Annotated in this window: 15 protein-coding genes; 10 read left to right on the forward strand and 5 right to left on the reverse strand. The window is 46.4% G+C overall.

Translation table 11 applies throughout. From position 1 onward, the window contains the following. Positions 1-89: 89 nt before the first annotated feature. From Tanf_RS13780 to Tanf_RS04755, 7 genes are all read left to right on the forward strand, one after another. Positions 90-902, forward strand: a complete 813-nt coding sequence (locus tag Tanf_RS13780) for a class I SAM-dependent methyltransferase (RefSeq protein WP_052449004.1) — start codon at positions 90-92, stop codon at positions 900-902. Positions 903-904: 2 nt separating this feature from the next. Next, entirely contained in the window at positions 905-2,329 is a 1,425-nt protein-coding gene (gene wzx, locus Tanf_RS04735) for an O-unit flippase-like protein (protein WP_046825052.1), read from the forward strand. A gap of 271 nt (positions 2,330-2,600) precedes the next feature. Beyond that, positions 2,601-3,584 carry a hypothetical protein gene (locus tag Tanf_RS04740; protein WP_152652239.1) on the forward strand — a complete coding sequence of 328 codons (984 nt, stop codon included), beginning with the start codon at positions 2,601-2,603 and terminating at the stop codon, positions 3,582-3,584. After that, positions 3,574-4,389, forward strand: coding sequence for a glycosyltransferase family 2 protein (locus tag Tanf_RS04745; RefSeq protein WP_060831211.1), 816 nt, complete (start codon positions 3,574-3,576; stop codon positions 4,387-4,389). Before Tanf_RS04740 ends, Tanf_RS04745 begins: the two co-directional genes overlap by 11 nt. Beyond that, positions 4,386-5,648 carry a glycosyltransferase gene (locus Tanf_RS04750; protein ID WP_046825055.1) on the forward strand — a complete coding sequence of 421 codons (1,263 nt, stop codon included), beginning with the start codon at positions 4,386-4,388 and terminating at the stop codon, positions 5,646-5,648. Before Tanf_RS04745 ends, Tanf_RS04750 begins: the two co-directional genes overlap by 4 nt. Before the next feature lie 21 nt (positions 5,649-5,669). Beyond that, positions 5,670-6,020, forward strand: coding sequence for an acyltransferase (locus tag Tanf_RS14175; RefSeq protein WP_080948552.1), 351 nt, complete (start codon positions 5,670-5,672; stop codon positions 6,018-6,020). Then, the gene (locus tag Tanf_RS04755) at positions 5,996-7,333 is read left to right on the forward strand and encodes a glycosyltransferase (protein WP_080948553.1); all 1,338 of its coding nucleotides are present in this window, start codon (positions 5,996-5,998) and stop codon (positions 7,331-7,333) included. The genes Tanf_RS14175 and Tanf_RS04755 overlap by 25 nt, the downstream gene beginning before the upstream one ends. Here the strand turns inward: Tanf_RS04755 and Tanf_RS04760 are convergent. Together Tanf_RS04760 and rlmH are read right to left on the reverse strand one after the other, a co-directional pair. Next, positions 7,328-8,461 carry a DUF1972 domain-containing protein gene (locus tag Tanf_RS04760; protein WP_046825057.1) on the reverse strand — a complete coding sequence of 378 codons (1,134 nt, stop codon included), beginning with the start codon at positions 8,459-8,461 and terminating at the stop codon, positions 7,328-7,330. The genes Tanf_RS04755 and Tanf_RS04760 overlap by 6 nt on opposite strands. 16 nt (positions 8,462-8,477) lie before the next feature. Then, positions 8,478-8,951 (reverse strand): 23S rRNA (pseudouridine(1915)-N(3))-methyltransferase RlmH, encoded by a 474-nt coding sequence (rlmH, locus tag Tanf_RS04765; RefSeq protein ID WP_046825058.1) that lies wholly within the window; start codon positions 8,949-8,951, stop codon positions 8,478-8,480. 196 nt (positions 8,952-9,147) lie between these two features. Between rlmH and Tanf_RS04770 the strand changes: the two genes are divergently transcribed. From Tanf_RS04770 to Tanf_RS13785, 3 genes are read left to right on the forward strand one after another with little or no spacing between them, the layout of a single operon-like run. Continuing rightward, on the forward strand, positions 9,148-9,519 hold the full coding sequence (locus Tanf_RS04770; protein WP_041590822.1) for a DUF4783 domain-containing protein: 372 nt from the start codon (positions 9,148-9,150) through the stop codon (positions 9,517-9,519). A 23-nt stretch (positions 9,520-9,542) separates the two neighbouring features. Beyond that, the gene (gene nadC / locus Tanf_RS04775; protein WP_046825059.1) at positions 9,543-10,391 is read left to right on the forward strand and encodes a carboxylating nicotinate-nucleotide diphosphorylase; all 849 of its coding nucleotides are present in this window, start codon (positions 9,543-9,545) and stop codon (positions 10,389-10,391) included. 24 nt (positions 10,392-10,415) lie between these two features. Beyond that, positions 10,416-13,109, forward strand: coding sequence for a DUF5686 and carboxypeptidase regulatory-like domain-containing protein (locus Tanf_RS13785; RefSeq protein ID WP_052449006.1), 2,694 nt, complete (start codon positions 10,416-10,418; stop codon positions 13,107-13,109). 8 nt (positions 13,110-13,117) lie between these two features. Here the strand turns inward: Tanf_RS13785 and Tanf_RS04785 are convergent, their stop codons facing one another. The 3 genes from Tanf_RS04785 to Tanf_RS04795 form a co-directional block, all read right to left on the reverse strand. After that, a complete protein-coding gene (locus tag Tanf_RS04785) occupies positions 13,118-13,690 on the reverse strand; it encodes an acyltransferase (RefSeq protein ID WP_046825060.1) in 573 nt (190 codons plus the stop codon). A 21-nt stretch (positions 13,691-13,711) separates the two neighbouring features. Continuing rightward, on the reverse strand, positions 13,712-14,416 hold the full coding sequence (locus Tanf_RS04790) for an SAM-dependent methyltransferase (RefSeq protein WP_046825061.1): 705 nt from the start codon (positions 14,414-14,416) through the stop codon (positions 13,712-13,714). A gap of 981 nt (positions 14,417-15,397) precedes the next feature. Continuing rightward, on the reverse strand, positions 15,398-18,868 hold the full coding sequence (locus tag Tanf_RS04795) for a leucine-rich repeat protein (protein ID WP_046825062.1): 3,471 nt from the start codon (positions 18,866-18,868) through the stop codon (positions 15,398-15,400). Positions 18,869-19,145: the final 277 nt, after the last annotated feature.

The following is a 19,145-nucleotide window of genomic DNA, read 5'->3' on the forward strand; positions in this document are numbered from 1 at the left end:
AATATTACCCGACCATTTAAAGGTCTGTTTAAGCGGTTATTCCCTCATTGCAAATGGGAGTGACGAGAACGCGTGTAATTAGTTGTCAGATGAAAATATACGGAACGGATCAAATCGTTTATACTCCGAACAACATTCCTCAGATATTGATGTGGGTAAAGCCGAACTCCCGCGTTTTGGAATTCGGACCGGGCATGGGATATATGACCCGATACATGAAGGAGCAACTTCATTGCCATGTGGTAGCTGTCGAGATTAATCCTGTTATGGCCGAGACGATTGCTTTATATGCCGAGCAAGTTATTGTTTCCAATATCGATACCGGAAGTTGGGAACAGGAGCTGCAAGGCCGATATTTCGATTACATTCTCTTTGCCGATGTGCTGGAACACCTCCGAGACCCTCTTGGCACCTTGCAGACCGTTGTTCGCTATGGGGATTGTATATTGACGTCTGTACCCAATATCGGACATTCGTCGATCATACTTTCTCTACTGGAGGGTGAATTCGAATATCAAAACATGGGACTGCTGGATGATACTCATATCCGTTTTTTTACACGAAAAAGCCTGGTGGATATGACCGGCAAATGCGGGTTAATCTGTACGGATAACAAAGATACGATACTGATGTATCCTTCATCTTCCGAATTCCATAAATATTACAGTTCGCATATCGGGGCATCATGGGCGATTGCAAAGACGCCGGACAGTGCCGTCTATCAGTTTGTCGACAGATGGGAGAAAAAGAATGACACACGATACCGGCGGAAACCATATAAGATATCATTCGTACGTTATCTGAAAATCATCGTGTCGGAAGTTATACGGCGAGTCGTTTTTTCGAGTAAGCATCTTAGAGAGAACAAACGAATCCGGCGTTTCTGGCAACAAGTAAAATGATAATGAAAAAAAGCATAAAGCCTGTTTCTATTTCTAAAAAGGACATTTTATGGAGTTATCTCTCTCAATTCCTATCTATCGGAGCAGGTATCCTGATTCTTCCGGCCATCTTGCATAAGTTAAGCAGTCAGGAGATCGGGATAAATTATATCCTATTATCTATTAGCGCTTTTATTCCTTTGTTGGATGCAGGCTTTTCTCCTCAATTTACGCGGAATATTACGTATGTCTTTAATGGGGCAAATGTCTTAAAAAAAGAAGGGTATGACCATCTACATACGGGAGGAAGTGTTAATTACAGGCTCTTATCATCCGTTATCCGCGCGACACAATATGCGTATAAACGGTTTGCTCTCGGAGTAGGGCTCCTGTTACTATCCGTTGGTACATTTTACATGTATATCGTAACAGACCGTTTTGCTACGGTGAACAACATGATGTGGATTTGGATTCTTTTTTGCCTGTCTGTCTTTTGTACGATCTATCTCTTATATTATCATTCGTTACTGATTGGCAGAGGATTTATCAAAGAGTCTCAGAAATCGTTTGTGCTTACCAAAGTGCTAAATATGTGTATTGCGATCGGTTTGGTTTATTGTGATCTGGGACTGATAAGTATTGCGGTGGCAAACCTGTTAGCGCCGATCATCGGACGTTTCTTGGCTCATTTCTATTTTTACAGGGACGGACTGAAAGAAAAAATACAAGAGGAGGTTTCTTTTTCCGAGATCAGATCGGTCTTATCTGTTTCATGGCCTAATATCCGTAAATTAAGCCTTATCACGATTGCAGGATATGTAGTTTCACAACTGGGAGTGTTTTTATCCGGTCTATATCTTCCTCTTGAAGAAGTTGGCTCTTATGGACTGATGATTCAGCTAAGTAATGTTATTGCGCTTGTATCCACTACACTTATCACCATACAAACACCGGCCTTTGCATCTTATCGGGTGACGGGAAACAGGGAGATGCTAATCAAAAAATTTGCATCTTCCATGGTGCTCTTTTATCCTCTGTTTATCATCGGTGCGATATTACTCGTATGGGTAGCACCGAAACTCTTGTCTGTTATTCAGTCAAATGCCGTACTGCCGGCTTCTTATATTCTGGTTGTCTATTGTTTAATCAGATTGTTGGAAGCAAATCATAGTTGTTTTGCAAACATCATCTCATCAGCGAATCACATCCCATTCTTTAATGCGGCATTGCTTTCCGGCTTGTGTACGTTAATCGGATACGGATTGCTGATTCTATTTTCCCGAACCGGTATTCTTTTTCTTATTCTTGTTCCCGGAATAGTTCAACTGGCTTACCAAAACTGGAAATGGCCTCAGATGGTGTTAAAAGAATTTGGAATCAGTTGGATGAGGTTTATACGGATTGGCTGTCAAGAGGTCAATCGCTCTTTTTTCTCCCTTTATGTATAAATCGAAACAACTAAGGCTAACGATCATTATCTTATTGATCTGTCTTGCACCTTTAGCAAAAAACAATAATCTGCTAACTGCCATACAAATCATGATATTCATTCTTTCGTTATACATTCGTCCGGATCGACGAATCATCAAATTATCGCATGTATTGCTTCTTCCGGTGATTATTGGAATTATAAATGGCTTGTTTCGGTATGCATTTTATGAGGTGTTTAAAGATATGTATTATTTTTTGAATCCTATACTATACCTGTTATTAGGAAGTATGATCGCGAGACGTTATGATCGGATGGATTCCTTACGTGCAATTGCTTGGGTGGGAAGCATGTGCTCTCTATACCTTATCTTTTATATGTTTAATAACTATGGATATACGGCGCTTACAGCTCCCAGAGAAGCACGTGAGTCTCTTTCTGTCACAGGCTTTGCGGCCACGGGTGTGGCTGCCATTATTCTTTTATGCGATAAGCTGTTCTTCGGAGCTGTACTTTTTTCAAACTTTCGAGCATGGATGGGGCTCTTGTTGATTAATTTGTTATCCTTATATCTTTCCGCATCACGAACCGATTTGCTCGTTTTTGTCATTAGTTTATCTATGATGTTATACGTAAAGTTCCAGCATCGGAAACATTATATTTTACTGTATCTTGTTTTTGGGGGACTTATCTTATCGGTATTTCTTTTGTCAAATCCTCAAAGTCGTTTTGCTGAAGCTTTATTGAAGGCCCCCGAAGAGATAACGATCCAACCGGCAGAGAATGTAATTGAAATCAATGAAAATTACAGGGGACATGAAGCTTATATGACGATGAGAACGATCAGAAAAGGAAATTTTGAAGAACGATTAGGCGGACAAGGCTTTGGTGCCACGGTAGATATGGGATCGTATACCCCGCTGAATATACGCCACATTCCGATTATGCATAACGGTTATCCGTATATCCTTCTAAAAACCGGATGGATAGGCATGACTGTCTATATTCTTTTCGGTTTGCTACTCCTTCGTTTATCTTTAAAAGGAAAAGATAGAGATTTATCACAGGATGATGGGACGCTCCCTTTCTGGAAATCCTTTCCGATCATTTCCGCATTGGGATTATATGTTACGAATGTTTCGATCACAGGAATATTTAATCCGGAAAGTGTCATTTTGTGGATTGCTTGCGGACTATCTCTGCAGTACAAATTAGATCTTGATGGACGTATCTGTAATCATCGTAAATTACAACACGAGACAAATGACGTGTGACTGTCTGCATTCCATACGGATGCATACAAGAGATGTCAACTACGAAATTATCGTGGTAGATAATGCGTCGACGGATGGTAGTGTCGCGCATATAAAAACGCATTTTGCAGGGGTCAGAGTAATCTCTTCCGATCGAAACCTGGGTTTTGGGAAGGCCAATAATAAGGGAGCCTTGGAAGCCCGGGGAAAATATCTCTTTTTTCTTAATTCAGATACTCTTTTGTTAAATAATGCAATCCATTTCTTTTTTTATTATATGGAAAGGAATAAAGAAGTTGGAGCAGTGGGCGGAATATTGCTGAACGAACAAGGGCAAGTCTCTTTTTCATACAGTCGCTTTCCATCTCCTCAAACAGAGGTGAAATATGTTTTAAATAAATTGTTCCATCGTCCGACGATTCCTACTGTTCCTTCTCAACCTGTTTCTGTCGACTTTATTTCCGGAGCAGACCTGTTTATCCGCAAAGCTACGTTTGAACGATTAAATGGCTTTGATCCTGAATTTTTTATGTATTATGAGGAGGTTGATTTACAGAAACGGATGGACTTGCTTGGATTAAAACGTATTATACTTCCTGAAGTTCGCATCATTCATTTGGAAGGAGGGAGCTTTGCCTCAAAAAGGCTTACTTTTAGGCGCTTTCTGATCGCTCAAGAAAGTTTTAACCGTTACATAGCGAAGCATTATGGAGGAGTATCCAAACTTGGCTTCAGGACTTTGATGGGGATACTTCGGCTTACGCTTTTTACCCATCGTTGGAGCTGGAAGGAGAAATGTCTTGCCTATTTACATGTCTGGAAATGAAGCATATTTTAGTTTTAGCTTATGCCATCTCACCGATAAGAGGATCAGAATATTCGGTCGCATGGAATTATATAACACATATGAGCCAGTATCACCAACTCACAGTGCTGTATGGTACGTCCGGAGATCATCTTGGAGATACGGGGGAGTTGGAGACATATATGCAGAAAAACCCTTTGCCCAATATTCGATTTGTCTTTGTAAAAGCTAAAAAATCAACAAACTGGATCAACTATTTCAATAAAAAGGGGATTTTGGTATATACCTTTTATCTTGCATATAAACAGTGGCATAAATCTGTATATAAGAAGGCGGAAGAAATATTAAAAGAAGAACAAATCGATCTCATTCATTACATAAGCCCTATTGGTTATCGGGAACCCGGCTATTTATGGAAGATAAAGCTCCCATATATTTGGGGACCTATCGGAGGAACGAATGACATACCTTTCCGGCTATGGGGAAGCGTAAGTTCCATTTCCGGCAAAGTTAAACTTTTATGCCGCACTTTGGCCAATCAAGTGCAATTACACCTTTCGCCACGCATTAAAAAGGCATTGAGAAGATGTGATGTACTCCTGACGGCCACGATGGCCAATCAACAAAAAATAGAAAAGATTCATCATGTAAAAAGTTATTGGCTGCCTGAAAATGGGATTGTGGGAGAAATTCATCACGCTAATCCCGATAAATTTACCAGATCAAAGTTGCACTTTATCTGGATTGGTCGGATTGATGCCAATAAAGCATTAATTCTCTTGTTAAAAGCTCTGGTTCGACTGCCTCCCGACAGTCCCATAATCGTACATATTGTAGGTGACGGTTGCTTGAAAAACAAGATGGAAAAATTTGCCTCAAAAAAGAAGATTCAGCATTTTCTCCAATGGCACGGACAGATTAATCGGGAAAAAGTTTTTAATTTGTTCAATATTTCACATTTACATATTATTACCAGTTTGTCGGAAGGAAACCCTACAACAATATGGGAGGCGATGTCGTATGGTGTCCCTACGATGTCATTAGATCATTGCGGGATGCACGATGTTATTTGTAATAAGTGTGGGATTCGAATCCCAACTGATTCGTCGAAACAAATCGTTTCGGATATCAGCCGGCATATAATGTTTTTTATGGAGCATCCGGAACAACTCAAAACGCTGGCGGAAGGAGTGACCCGGTGTGCGCAAAATTTCAGATGGGATAAGCGAATTCAAATATTTAATAAGTTATATGACGATATGATGCTTACGTGTGAGTAATCAGATCTTCTAAGTAACAATATGGGTTTAGGGACACATGGATTTTGGGGCTGTGCCGGAGGGATAACGATTGGAGATGATACCATATTCGGAAATTATGTCAGTTTGCATGCTGAAAACCATATCTTCTCAGACGTGGAGCCTCCTGTCAGATTCCAAGGAGTTACACATCAGGGTATTTCTATTGGCCGAAATTGCTGGACAGGAGCGAAAGTTACCATCTTAGACGGGGTTTCTATCGGTGATGGGTGTGTGATAGCTGCCGGAGCAGTTGTTACAACCCAATTTCCGGCAAACTGTATCATTGGAGGAGTGCCGGCAAAAATCATAAAATACAGAGAACCTACATGCGCATCCTGCACTACACCTTAGGCTTATTTCCTTATCGCAGTGGAGGATTGACCCGTTACACCTCTGATCTGATGCAAGCCCAGAGCAAAAAACCGGAAGATCAAATTAGCTTATTATACCCCGGCGATATCAGTCTTATCAACACAAAAAGACATATCGTAAGACGCCGCTCTTACGGAAAGGTCAAGGTATATGAAATCAAGAATCCATCGATTGTTCCTCTTTTGCATGGGGTTAAATCGCCGGCAAGCATTACGCGAAACACGAATACATTATCTGAGGAAAAATTAGACCGGTTTTATGCACAAACACAGCCTGAGATCTTTCATCTTCATACCTTGATGGGGTTACCTTATGAGTTACTTCTTTTTCTGAAAAGGAAAGGAGTTAAGATTGTTTTCTCAACACACGATTATTTCGGATTATGTCCCAAAGTGAATTTTGTAGATCATTCAGGCAACGTATGTACCCGTCATTCCCCTTCTCTTTGCGCAACATGCAACCAGGATGCTCCGAGCAACATCTTCCTGCGTATTCGAAATCTTAAAGGACTGGCCTATTTTAAAAAATATCTACCGCACGGTATGCCCACAAAAAGAGAAACTCTCGTGCGAAAAAAAAAGTGTGATCTTAAAACGGAAGATTATGCCGATATGTTTGATTACTATCAATCTATCTATGGGTTAATCGACCTGTTTCACTTCAATAGTACGGTTTCTCAAAACGTCTATTGTTCTTATCTGCCGGAAATCCGAAATTTTGCAATCTTCCCAATTTCTCACGCTGCAATCATTGACCGGAAAGTAATCAAACGTTTTGATCGTTCCCTCTTTCGATTGGGCTTTATTGGGAGCTTGTCGCCTTACAAAGGTTTTCCCTTACTAAAAGAGGTATGTACGGCATTACAGGAAGAAGGAATTCATAATTGGAAACTAAGCGCTTGGGGGAATCGTACAGGCATTGATGCCGATTGTGACCGTATCGTCTATTGTGGCGCATACAAACAAGAACAATTGGCAGAGATCTTCTTCGGTATGGATATGTTGATCGTACCGTCTTTATGTTATGAAACATTTGGATTAGTCGTATTAGAAGCTCTCTCGTTCGGCGTCCCTGTGATGGTTTCGGCGACAGTGGGTGCGAAAGATATCATCAAGACCTATGACGAAACGTTTATTTTTCACACTCCCGATGAATTAAACAGTAAACTCAAATGGATTTTAAGCGATGAGTCTATCTTGTCAGCGTATAATAAAACGATCTTATCTAAGGAAAACACATTCTCTTTAGATGAGCATATCCATAGAATAAGCTCATTATACCGCTCTTTATAAACGGTTCTCTGATAATAGCCTTAAGAAGTATGCCTCATAATCGTTGATCAGTTTCTCCCATGAATAGCCATTTTGAGTTACTTTCAAGTTACAAGCAATAATCCTGTTTTTTGTGGTGGGGCTCAATGTTGACATATTGCTCAATATTCGAGAAATATCTTCCTGATGATGAAAAAAAAGAGCATTTTCTTTCAAGATCGAGCGATTAAATTCATTATCATGTGCGGCTATGAAACATCCGGAAGCCATGGCTTCCAATAGGGATGGATTCGTTCCGCCTACACTGTGTCCGTGAAAATAAAGATAAGAAAAATGCCGTAACGCGCATAACTTCTCGAAATCATATATACCGTTTATAAAACGTATCCCTGCAGATTGACGGTACTTGTTAACCAGATACTTGCCATGAGATGTTTTGATTCTGCCGACAATTATTAACGGCTTATCTCTCATATTACTTTCAAGATATCCTTTAATGATCATCTCGATATTGTTTTCAGGTTCCATCCGGGCAATCACCAGCAGGTAATTCCAGGCGGTCAAATTAAACTCATGGAGATATTGTTCCCGATAGTGCCTGTTCATACATGCACCATAAGCTAAAAATTTACTCTCTTTTCCATATTTAGCCAAATGGTAATCATGAATTGCCTTGTTATCAGTTACAATATGTGAGCTATACCGGATTGCCATTTTTTCTTCCCAGCGTAAAAAACAACGTACCCATCGATTAAACTTTGGCCTCCGGTGTTCTAAACCATCCATATTCGTAATAAGAACAGGCGTTTTTAATTTTTTTACATTGAACCATATATAGGAGGGGACGACGCTTGTGTATCCAAGTTCGTATAAGATATCAAACTTCTCTTTTTCTTTCAAGGCATCTTTCAAACAGGCATAATCATAGAAAAAACTTCCGAAAGAACTGCCCATCACATGTTCGGGACTGCATATATGCTTTATTCGGACGCCTTTATAAACAGGTTCTTTGTAATCATGGAAGTGAGGAGAATAGACTGTCACGTCATGACCTTTTTCTACCAATCCCACAGATAAATATTCGGCGAACTGTTCGAATCCTCCATAATTATTCGGGATACCACGAGTCCCTAAAATTGCAATTTTCATTTATTTCTACAGTTTCCTACGGATGATGATACGGTTCACCACGGAGGATGGTCATTGCTCGATAAAGCTGTTCGACAAATATCGGACGAATCATTTGATGTGAGAAAGTCATCTTACTGAGCGATAAACGCTCGGAGGCCATTTGATATACCTCATCACTGAAGCCATACGGTCCGCCGATGACAAATACAAGACGCCTCGATACGATTTGTATTTTCTTTTCCAAATAAGCTGCAAACTGCATCGACGTATATTCTTTTCCTTGCTCGTCCAATAACACAAACCAATCGCCGGCCTGCATTGCTTTCCGTATTAAAACTCCTTCCTGCGTTTTTTGTTGTAACATCGTCAGATTTTTTGTATTTTTTACCTCTGGGAGTGCTTGTAATTCAAATGGTACATAATGCTGCAAGCGCCGCTGATACTCTGCCAAAGCCTCTTTCCAAAAAGAAGCTTCCGTTTTACCGACTGTGAGAAGTACAATATTCATTCGATTCTAATTTGACCGAGTAAAGATAAGACATATTTTTTACTGTAAATCCATAAAAAAAACTAACCGAATGCAATCTGCTGATGGAAAGCGTTCTAAACTTATTTTGGGAGCGTTTTTTCCATTTTTAACGCCCGACTTTGAAAATAATAGATACTTTTGTAATTAAGAATATTAAAGTAAGGAGGAAACAGCAATGAGAAAATTGGTTTTTATATTCGTATGTGCTCTCTCTGTCTTGAGTATGCAAGCTGTAGACATTACGCTGGTATCTAACGCATTTAAGAATGGTGATGCCACAATGTTAGCGAATAATATGAACTCGGAAGTAGATATTGCGGTCCCTAATGTTTCGCAAAAAGGTAGCGGAGCTGATGCGACGGCTGTTCTTACTCAGTTCTTTCAATCCAATAAACCGTCCGGATTTACCGTCGCACATCATGCCGATAAAAGCGACTGCGGGTTTATTGTCGGGAAGTTGCAGACATCGACGAAAGAATTTCGTGTAAATATTACGTATATAGTGAAAGAAGGTAAACCACTTATTCAGTCGATACGTATCGAATAAGTGCAAGAGACAGGATTATTCAAATGAAAAGTGCAGACCAACTGATTGACGAACTGATTACGCTCGCCTTCGCCGAAGACATCGGCGATGGCGACCATACGACCTTGTGTTGCATTCCCTCGACCGAGATGGGTAAGAGTCGGTTGATTATTAAAGAATCCGGTGTGTTGGCCGGTGTAGAAATGGCGCAACGTATTTTCAAGCATTTCGATCCCGATATGCGGATGGATATTTTTATCTGCGATGGGGCCGAAGTGAAGAGAGGAGATATTGCGTTTACGGTCGAAGGCAGGGTGCAGTCTCTTCTACAAACAGAGCGATTGGTATTGAACGTGATGCAACGTATGAGCGGCATTGCTACGACGACGCGCCGATACGTGAAAGCGCTTGAAGGCACGAGGACCCGGGTGTTGGATACACGCAAAACAACTCCGGGCATGCGCATGCTTGAGAAGGAGGCGGTACGTATCGGAGGGGGAGTCAATCATCGTATCGGGTTGTTCGATATGATCCTGCTGAAAGACAATCATGTCGATTTCGCCGGAGGGATCGAGCAGGCCATTACACGGGCACAGAGCTATCTGGAAGAAAAGAGAAAAAAACTCAAGATTGAGATTGAAGTCCGCAACTTCAAAGAATTGGACGAAGTAATGAAGGTCGGAGGAGTAGATCGCATCATGCTCGATAATTTCAGTCCGTCGGATACTCGTGAGGCGGTACGGCGTATCGGAGGTCGTTATGAAACGGAGTCGTCAGGAGGCATTACATTCGACACGCTACGCGATTATGCCGAATGCGGAGTAGACTATATCTCGGTAGGGGCACTGACTCATTCTATCCAAAGTCTTGACATGAGCCTTAAAGCCGTGTAAAGAGTGGAGCGGTTGGCATGTGATATGCGAAAACTTCTTCTTCTCTTTCCTTTGGTGGGGCTATGTTTTTCGGCCGTTTTTTCACAGGCGCAAAGTTTAAAGGGAACGATTACCGATACTGAGGGACGACCTATCTCGTACGCAACGGTTTATATTCGTGAGATTGCATTAGGCATTGTCGCCAATGAGCAAGGTGAGTTTGTGTCGCATTTGGAGCAAGGGCGTTATGTGGGGGAATTTTCGGCTCTCGGATACGAAAAACAAATCCTTCCGTTTACCATTTCCGACTCCGAAACGCCTCTGCGAATAACGTTGCAACAGAAAGCGTATTCATTGGGGGAAGTCGTTGTCGATGGGAGAGGGGAGGATCCTGCATATGCCATTATGCGCAAGGCAATTGCACATGCTCCTTTTTATCGTTTTCAGGTTAAAGCTTATCAGGCGGATGTCTATATCAAAGGGACTCTCAAAACGGGTAAGTTGCCGTCTTTGGGCTCTGTCCTTATCGGGGAGCAGAAGACGAAGATAAAGAACCTCTCGAATAAGCTCTTTCTGATGGAGTCGCAAAATGAGGTGAAATTTAAAGCGCCGAATACCTACGACCAGAAAGTCGTCGCATTGTCTTCGTCGATTCCTGCCGAGTTCGACGATGAAAAAATGGCGATGAATGTCGTGACCAGCAACGTGTACGCCCCCGAACTGTTCGGCGTAACCTCACCATTGGCTCCGGGAGCTTTCACGTACTACAAATTCGTGTTGGAAGGCGTCACGACCGAAGGGAATCGGGTAATCAATAAAATCAGGGTTTTACCGAAGAAGAACAACACGCAGTTGGTGAACGGATGGCTTTATATTCTGGACGGTACATGGAATCTGCAACATATCGATTTCACCGTTAAACAGATGGGAGTGAGTTTTCGTAATCATGTGTCGTTTCATGAAGTCAAACCCGATGTGTGGTTGCCCACGGCCTATGATATGAGTATGAAGATCAATATGCTCGGCATAAAGGTCGAAGGGAAATACTATTCTTCGGTTCAATATCGGCAGGTCGATGTGAACGAGAAACAAGCGCAGGCCGCCCAGCCGATGCTCCCTGTACAGTCGGTGTTGCCCGCAACGAAACGAACGACGAAGAAACAGTTGAAAGCCCGTAAAAAACTGGAGGAGTTGGCTGCCAAGGAGGAACTGACGACCCGCGACGCTTACAGGATGGCACAATTGATGCAGGACGCTGCCGAGACACCCGAAATCAAAGAAAAAAGAAAAAGTCTTCAACTTCAATCGTGGGACTCCACCGTTCGTATTACGCGCGATTCGCTAACCCTGCTACGTGATACCAACTACTGGAAGAAAATACGTACGCAGCCGTTGCAGACAGATGAAATCCTCAGCTACCGATGGAAGGACAGTCTGAAAAATGAAATCCGGAAAGAGAACCAAAGCGATTCGCTGAAAGGACGAACGTTCGGGAAATGGATGTCGGCATCGTTGATGGGTGAAAAGATCAAGTTGGGCAAGCGGGCAAGGCTTGGATATGGCGGTCTGCTCCGGGCAGTACCGGAATACAATTTTGTCGACGGCTTTTGGATCGGACAGCGCCTTACTTTCGAGATGGACTTTACGCGAAAGAATCCGAAAGGCGCTTCGGGCGAAGTCGTCATCTCCTCCTCTTCAAATGATCTCCCTCTCGATAGATCAATTACTTTCTCTCCGGAGGTTTATTACACAACAGCTCGTAAGGCGCTTGTTTGGCAAGTGAATACGGCGTTTCGTTACGATCCCATACGGCATGGAGAACTTGAACTCTCGGGTGGAGATATCACGGAAGATTATGCGGGTAAGAACGGTACGAACCGATTGATTAACTCCTTTGCGTCGTTGTTGTTCGCCGCGAATAGTGCCAAGCTGTATCGTATGCGGTTTGCCGACGTTACGCATCGCATTGATGTGGCGAACGGACTGCGACTGTCGGCGACGATGCATTACGAACGGCGGTCAACCCTCGAGAACCATACATCTTATCGTATCTTCGGAGAGACTCCGCATTCCAATCTCCCTCACGGATATGCTTCGGTTCCGATGCCTGATCATACGGCTTGGATCGCCGGTATACAGTTGCGGTATACGCCGCGCTATTATTATCGGATTCAGGAGGGGCGGAAAATCTACGCGTATTCCGACTATCCGACTTTTAGCTTTTATTATCGGCAAGGTATCCCGTTCGGAGATACACGGAATGCCTCATTTACGATGCTCTCGGCCAGTGTGATGCAGACCGTCAAACTGAACCTTTTCAATCGATTCTTTTATGGAGTCGATGCCGGTATTTTTCCGTCGGCAGAGAGACTCTATTTGCCCGATTTTAAGCACTTCATCACCTGTGAGTTGTATGTTGTCGATCGTCCGATGCAAACGGCTTTCAACTTGATTGATCACTATCGTTATGCGGCGAATGACAAATGGTTGCAGGCACATCTGATGTTCTCTTCCGATTATTTGCTCCTCAAGCATATACGTTTTATGCAAAACTATCTTTTTGATGAAGCGTTACACGTGCATTCACTCTGGATTCCGGGGCGGAATTACAGTGAGGCAGGGTATTCCGTCGGCTTTTCGGAAGCCGGACGGATCGGTGTTTTTGCCGGATTTAATAACGGCCGTTACGATGCCGTGGGCTTCACCGTCAGTCTGCCCCTGCTGCAATGGTTGAAGTAGGACGGGCGTTAAGATTCTCGTGTAACTTTTCCGTCGGTTAACCGATAGGTTTGATGACTTTCGGGACAGACGGCCAGTCCTTTGTCATCGAAGTCGAGATGATGACCGTATTCGCTCACCCAGCCCGTCTGACGTGCCGGATTACCTACCACCAGCGCGTAGGGCGGTACATCTTTCGTTACCACCGCACCTGCTCCGATCAGCGCATAGGCGCCGATGACACACCCGCATACGACGGTCGCATTCGCTCCGATGGACGCTCCTTTCTCTACACGAGTCGGCCGGAATTCATGCTTGCGGGAGACGGCGCTACGCGGATTAATAACGTTCGTAAACACGCAGCTCGGTCCCAGAAAAACGTCGTCTTTACACGTCACGCCGGTATAGACCGAGACATTATTCTGCACCTTGACCCCATTGCCCAGACATACTCCCGGCGAGATGACGACGTTTTGCCCGATCGTGCAGTCACGGCCGATCGTCGAGCCGGCCATGATGTGTGAAAAGTGCCAGATTCTCGTTCCCTGTCCGATGCTGCATCCTGCGTCGATAACGGCTGTTTCATGTGCCTGATATTCCATTTGCTGAAAGTGAAAGATTCCTTATTTGTAGAGTGCGAAAACGGTCGGTTTTTTGTTCAGGTCGGGTGCATTTTTGCCCCATTCTTTTACGGGCTTCGTGCGTATCATTTCGTCTTCGCACGAGAGGTTCGAGGCCACGCACAATCGGGTCGACGGCCTGCATATTCGCACCAACTCCTCCAGTAGCTTGCCGTTTCGGTAAGGCGTTTCGATAAAGAGTTGCGTCTGGTTTTCGGAATAGATGCGCGCCTCTAATGCTTTGATCCGTGCTGCGCGTTGCGCCGCATCGATGGGCAGATAGCCGTGAAAGGCAAAGCTCTGTCCGTTAAATCCGGAGCCCATGATCGTCAATAGAATAGAAGAAGGTCCAACGAGGGGAACGACCTTATACCCTTTGCGCTGCGCGATGGCTACGATATCAGCCCCGGGGTCGGCCACCGCCGGACAGCCCGCTTCGGAGATTATCCCGACCGACTCGCCCGCGGCCAGCGGTGTCAGGTACCCGGCTACCACGTGCGGCGAGGTGTGTTTGTTCAACTCGTAGAAATGCAACTCGTCGATCATCAGCGACGGTTCCGTTTTCTTCAGAAACCGGCGCGCCGTGCGTATGTTCTCCACCACAAAATGGCGGATACCAAGAATCACCTCGCGATTATACGCCGGTAGCACCTTGTAGTGTTCCGTTTCGCCCAGGGTGACCGGAATCAGATAAAGAGCCGTTTCCATGTTCTGTTCAACAATCTTTTACGAAGCACAAAAGTACATAAAAAAAAAGGATTCACGTACCGCGAGCCTCCGCAAAAAGCGGGGTAAGAAACAGTCCTTCGGATGTTTGTTTAGTTGTTTATGAATGTAGGGGCGAACACAAGGTTCGCCCCTACACGGCATAACATAATTCAATTGTTAATGGTTAATTGTCAATTGTCATACCAGGTACATGATTCGGCGTGTACCACGCATAACAATTAACCATTGACAATTAACAATTAATTTGTCATTCAGAGCGTAAGCGAAGAATCTCATTCTTTTCCTTCGCGAGATTCCTCACGGTGTTCGGAATGACAAAGGGTGGCGTTCGGAATGACAAACGCGTTTATTTGCGCCCATTTGTGTCATTTGCGAAATTTGCGTTCTGATAACCCGGCATCACACAAAAAAAGGGCGAACACAAGGTTCGCCCCTACACGGCATAACATAATTCAATTGTTAATGGTTAATTGTCAATTGTCATACCAGGTACATGATTCGGCGTGTACCACGCATAACCATTGACCATTGACAATTAACAATTAATTTGTCATTCAGAGCGAAGCGAAGAATCTCTTCCCTCTTCCTCGCGAGATTCCTCACGATGTTCGGAATGACAGAGGGTGGCGTTCGGATTCCGTGTACCACGCATAACAATTAACCATTGACCATTAACAATTAATTTGTCATTCAGAGCGAAGCGAAGAATCTCATTCCTTTTCCCTCGCGAGATTCCTCACGGTGTTCGGAATGACAGAGGGTGGTGTTCGGATTCCGTGTACCACGCATAACAATTAACCATTGACAATTAACAATTGAATTACGTCCATTCGCGCCCATTTGCGAAATTTGCGTTCTGATAACCCAACACCACACAAAAAAAGGGCGAACACAAGGTTCGCCCCTACATTGACAACATTAATTACTGTTGACTACTTTTCACTTTTCACTCTTCGTTTTTCACTTTATAAGAATTTTGGTTACCCGTTCTCCTACGCGCACGACGTACATGCCGGAGGACAGCGGAAGAACATGGTCGCCGGCGGAGGCGTTCATCGTGCGAACGAGTGAACCTACTACATTATATATATGTACCGTCTCGGCCTTGGGCAGGGTGAGGCGCAGCGCACCGCCGGCGGCGTAGACGCGCAGGCCGTCGATCGTTTGATTGGCCACGGTGTAGGTGAACGTGAACGGCACCGTGATGTTCTGCAGCGCGTAGCCTGCCGTAGGCGTGAACGTGAGGTTACGCAGCGCGGCTTTGTAGGTGCCTTTCGACGTGCCGGGTGCGGCCGTGCAGGCGAGCGTCAGCAGGTTGCGTTTTTCCATCGTGCCGCCCGAGCGCAGACCGTTGGGTTTCATTTCCACGTGCTTACCCGTTATGGTGAGCGTATAGCTCGCGGCCAGTGACGCGTCGGGCGCGGTCTTCTTGGCGTCGAGGGCAAAGCCTTCGGGCAGATCGACATCGAACGAGAGCGTAAAGTCGGCATCGGAGGGTGCCACTAAGGCCAATCGTAACGTGTTATCGCCTCCCGACGTGACGGAAACCATCTGTTCGGCCGGTACGACGCGCACGCGGCAGGCCGTCTGCTGTCCGCCGACGTTGGCCACGACGGTAATATCGGCCCGTCCGGGCGCGAGGGCGGTGACGGTACCGTCTCTGCTCACGGTCGCGATGTCATTGTTCGAGGAATACCATTTCACGTCGCGATTGATATCCGCGTCTTTGGGATAGGCCGTTACGACGAGGCGTTGCGAGGCGCCTGCGGGCAGCGTAAGTTCCGTATAATCGAGCGCGACGAAGGCGGGCCCGGGTTTGGGGTTTTGCGTGACGGTAACCGTTTCTTTCAGCGCGCCGGAGACGAAGAAGATATTAGCCGTGCGGGGCTGCTCGTCTTCGTAGGCCGGGGCGGTGACGGTGATTGTGCCGTTGCCTGTGCCCGAAGTGGCCGAGAGGGTGATCCACGACGCGTCGCATTGGGCGGTCCACGGCCGATTAGCCGTAACGGTCAGCGCCTTATCTTCGCCGTCAAAGGTAAACGTGAGTGTGGCGGGCGTTACCGAGAGCGTGGGAGAAAAAGCTTCCTGCGTCACCGCGACGGTAACCGGCGTGGCGGGGCCGCTGCCGTCTTCAAACACGAAATCGAGCGTAGCCGTGCGTGCCGCGGTAATGCCGTTCGCATTTTTAGCTTTCACCGTAAGCGTCGTGTCCGGGCTTTCGGAGACGATCGTTATGCCGTCGCCGCCTGCAAACTCAAGCCACGTCTGCGCTGCGGCGGGGATGGCAGCCTTCCACTTCTTATTGCCCTGCACCTTGATCTGCTTCGTGCTGCCGGCAGTCCAGGCCATCGGCGCGGCGTCGGTCAGGGCGGCGGACAAGATGGGAGGCGTCTCCTGAATATCGAAATCCTTCCACACGTTCTTCGCTTTGTAGGTATCGACCATGCCCTCGGGTACGTACAGCGTAACGTCCGAGAGTGTGACGTCGTTAAAGACATTCGCTTGGATGTCGGGGATCGATCCGGCATCCTTCCACGCTACGGTGAAGTTCGTCAGCGACTTGCTAAAGGCAAAAGCCCTCTCTCCAATCTCGGTGACGCTCTTCGGGATGGTGATGCTTGTCATCTTCCTGAGTTCACATAAAGCCCTCTTCCCGATCTTGGTGATGCCCTCGCCAAGGGTTACGGTTTGCACCTTCACCCAGAAAGCATGCCAAGGCTGATCCTCCGAGTTGTTATACTCCGGTATCTCGCCCTGTCCGGTGATGGAGAGCGTCTTGGTTTCGTTGTTGAACGCCCAGTGCAACCCCGTGCTGAGGTCGCCCCCTGCGGTCTTCCCGTCCATAATGAAGAACCTTTTCCACACGTCCTTCGTTTTATAAGTCTCCACGGTACCGGCGGGCACATGCAGCACTAATCCGGGAAGATCAAAGGCATTCCCATCGGGGATGGGGATGTTGTTATCCGTCCATGGTACGGTGACGTCCGTCAGCTTGTGACAATTTTCGAAGGCCTTCTCTCCGATCGTGGCGACGCTCTTCGGGAGGGTGATGCTTGGCAGCACCTGGAAACCCGCGAAGGCATTCTTCCCGATCTTGTTGACGCCCTCTGCAAGGGTTAGGGTTTGCGCCTTCCCCCCGAAAGCACACCAAGGCTGCTCTTCCGGGTAGTTATAGTCCGGTATCTCGCCCGCACCGGTGATGGAGAGCGTCTTGGTTTCGTCGTTGTACGCCCAGTGCAGCCCCGCGAGGTTGCCCCCTGCAGTCTTTCCATCCATGATGAAGAACTTTTTCCACTCGTCCTTCGCTTTGTAAATCTCCGCGGTACCGGCGGGCACGTGCAGCACTTTACCTTTGGGGTAGCTAAAGGCCGAAGCAGGGAGGTTGGGGATGGATTCGGCCTCCGTCCACTCCACGGTGACACCCCCCAGCGCATAGCAAGAGAAAAAGGCCTGCTCTTTGATCGTGGTGACGCTCTTCGGGATGGTGATGCTTGACAGCTTCTCGCAACCCATAAAAGCTTTCTCTCCGATTGTTTCAAGGCCGCTCTCCGGGAGCGTGACGCTTGTCAGCACCTCGCAACCCGTAAAGGCCCTATTTCCGATGCTGGTCACACCGGCTTCGATCACTACGGTTTTGATTTTCTCCCGGACATCCTTCCAGGGCTGATGGTCAAAGTCGGCAAAGTCCGGCATGGCGCCCGTGCCGCTTACGGTGAGGGTGCGGGTGGCGTCGTCGTACTCCCACCACGTCTGGGTGGCGTCGAGCGGGCTGTTGGTGATAGTCCCGTCCGTGATCTTCCCAAACGTCTTCCACACGTCCTTCCCGCGGTAAGCCTTCGTCCGGCCGGCGGGCACGTGCAGCTTGATGTTTTGGAGCGTCACGCTGGGGTGAAAGACATTCGCATCGATGCCGAGCGGCGTAGCCCACCCCACGGTGATGTCCGTCAGTGCCGTGCAATTGCCAAGGGCCTGCTCTCCGATCGCAGTGACACTGCCCGGGAGGGTGATGCTTGTCAGTGCCGAGCAACCGGAAAAGGCGTACTTCCCAATCGTTTGGACACCCTCCGGGAGGGTGACGCTTGTCAGCGCCGCGCAATCGTTAAAGGCAGCCTCTCCAATCGTTTGGACACCCGCCGGGAGGGTAACGCTTGTCAGCGCAGCGCTATTCCTAAAGGCGTACGCCCCGACGCTCTTTACGCCGGCCTCGATCTTTACTTTCTCGATCTCGTTCCGGACATCCTTCCAAGGTTGTGCGTCTGCGTTGGCAAAGTCCGGCATGGCGCCCGTTCCGGTGATGGTGAGGGTCTTGGTACCGGTGTCGTAGTTCCAGTTCAGCGGTCCGGTGGTTCCGCTGTTTTGCGCCGCAGCGCCGAGGGTCGTCAACAATAAGAAGAGACCCGTCATCCATAAAGTAAACATTTTCTTTTTCATTGTTTGATATAATTTAAATGTTAGTAATGTGTTGAATTATCAGTTGTCAGCGTTCAGCAGTCAGCCGTCGGTATGCCGCGTAGGGGCGAACCTCTGTGTTCGCCCACTCTGTGTTTGCCCGCGATCACCGCCGATTAACATCCAACGCCCGTACGGGGCTGTTTCCCAATAGTTAATGGTTATTTGCCGGGTACATGATTCGGTGTGTACCACGCATAACCATTAACCATTATCACTGCCTGCACGGGGTACAAAGGGCTGAAAACCCGTTTTATTT

The sequence above is a fragment of the Tannerella forsythia genome (genome assembly GCF_001006485.1).
Classification (GTDB): Bacteria; Bacteroidota; Bacteroidia; order Bacteroidales; family Tannerellaceae; genus Tannerella; species Tannerella forsythia.

Excerpts from the sequence above, each read along its gene's own strand:
- Tanf_RS13780 (WP_052449004.1), top strand. The coding sequence starts at position 90 with ATGAAAATATACGGAACGGATCAAATCGTTTATACTCCGAACAACATT.
- wzx (WP_046825052.1), top strand. The coding sequence starts at position 905 with ATGAAAAAAAGCATAAAGCCTGTTTCTATTTCTAAAAAGGACATTTTA.
- Tanf_RS04740 (WP_152652239.1), top strand. The coding sequence starts at position 2,601 with ATGATCGCGAGACGTTATGATCGGATGGATTCCTTACGTGCAATTGCT.
- Tanf_RS04745 (WP_060831211.1), top strand. The coding sequence starts at position 3,574 with ATGACGTGTGACTGTCTGCATTCCATACGGATGCATACAAGAGATGTC.
- Tanf_RS04750 (WP_046825055.1), top strand. The coding sequence starts at position 4,386 with ATGAAGCATATTTTAGTTTTAGCTTATGCCATCTCACCGATAAGAGGA.
- Tanf_RS14175 (WP_080948552.1), top strand. The coding sequence starts at position 5,670 with ATGGGTTTAGGGACACATGGATTTTGGGGCTGTGCCGGAGGGATAACG.
- Tanf_RS04755 (WP_080948553.1), top strand. The coding sequence starts at position 5,996 with ATGCGCATCCTGCACTACACCTTAGGCTTATTTCCTTATCGCAGTGGA.
- Tanf_RS04760 (WP_046825057.1), bottom strand. The coding sequence starts at position 8,461 with ATGAAAATTGCAATTTTAGGGACTCGTGGTATCCCGAATAATTATGGA.
- rlmH (WP_046825058.1), bottom strand. The coding sequence starts at position 8,951 with ATGAATATTGTACTTCTCACAGTCGGTAAAACGGAAGCTTCTTTTTGG.
- Tanf_RS04770 (WP_041590822.1), top strand. The coding sequence starts at position 9,148 with ATGAGAAAATTGGTTTTTATATTCGTATGTGCTCTCTCTGTCTTGAGT.
- nadC (WP_046825059.1), top strand. The coding sequence starts at position 9,543 with ATGAAAAGTGCAGACCAACTGATTGACGAACTGATTACGCTCGCCTTC.
- Tanf_RS13785 (WP_052449006.1), top strand. The coding sequence starts at position 10,416 with ATGCGAAAACTTCTTCTTCTCTTTCCTTTGGTGGGGCTATGTTTTTCG.
- Tanf_RS04785 (WP_046825060.1), bottom strand. The coding sequence starts at position 13,690 with ATGGAATATCAGGCACATGAAACAGCCGTTATCGACGCAGGATGCAGC.
- Tanf_RS04790 (WP_046825061.1), bottom strand. The coding sequence starts at position 14,416 with ATGGAAACGGCTCTTTATCTGATTCCGGTCACCCTGGGCGAAACGGAA.
- Tanf_RS04795 (WP_046825062.1), bottom strand. The coding sequence starts at position 18,868 with ATGAAAAAGAAAATGTTTACTTTATGGATGACGGGTCTCTTCTTATTG.